This is a genomic window from Chryseobacterium sp. HNCC26DJ241, assembly GCF_057180505.1.
This window is the reverse complement of sequence record NZ_JBXUGL010000081.1, coordinates 1-912: the sequence shown is the minus strand read 5'-3', so window position 1 is coordinate 912 and position 912 is coordinate 1. Positions and strand designations below refer to the sequence as shown.

The window sequence follows — 912 nt, the reverse complement described above, 5'->3', positions numbered from 1 at the left end:
TTGATAGAGGGCTTTTTGTCAAAGAAAGAATAAGCCGCCAAAGCCGATAATATATTGAGAACAAAGTTATCAAAACTTCTATGTCTCGTGTGCTCTATTTGGCAAATATTCTTGAGTTCATCGTTTACAGACTCAATTAAAGCTCTCTTTCTTAACATGATTTTGTCTTGAAGAAGCATCAAAGAATTCTTCATATTTTTCTTTATTTTCGTGATGAGATGAACTCCATCAATAAAAAGTTGTTCAAATAAATCCTTGCCGATATAACCTTTATCCCCAAAAAGTTTTCCAAAAATCCATTTGTGCAAATCCATACTTTTCAGCGGTTCTCTATCGTCTACATTGCCTGTTGTTAGGATAAAATCTAAAATTTCGCCTTTGTCATTGATGATTAAATGAAGCTTAAATCCATAAAACCAACCCAAAGAACATTGTCCTTTTTGAGCAATATTTTTGAATGTTTTATGCTGTTTTTCCCTTTTGATATGACAGGCTCTAATGGGTGTAGAGTCTATAAAAGATATGCCTGTGCATTTTCCCAAACACATCATCTTTACGAAAACCGCCATCGGAACATTCACTTTCTTTTGGAGTTCTACAAATCTGTTGTAGGAAACAGTTACAGGAAACTCTTTCTTCATATATCTTTGAACATAACCTTGATAAAAATGTTTCAGGTTTTTGAAAGCGCCGTAGTGAAACAATATCATAATAGTCATTACTTCGCTCTCTGACATTGCAAATTTTCGGTTTCGGATCTTAATTTTCGGATCTTTCAGAGCATAATCTTTGAGAATGTTATCAAATTCTTTAAAAAACTCATCAACAATGTAAAAAATAGTTGTAATTTTATCATCAGAAATCATAGCGGAAATTTTAGTTAAATATTTGATTTTCAATACCTTAAATATA

1 protein-coding gene is annotated in these 912 nt (G+C 31.8%); it reads right to left on the bottom strand.

The annotated features are described in order from the left end of the window. A partial coding sequence (locus AC2A1C_RS15820) for an IS982 family transposase (RefSeq protein WP_484026896.1) occupies positions 1-866 on the bottom strand: 866 nt, incomplete at its 3' end. Positions 867-912: the final 46 nt, after the last annotated feature.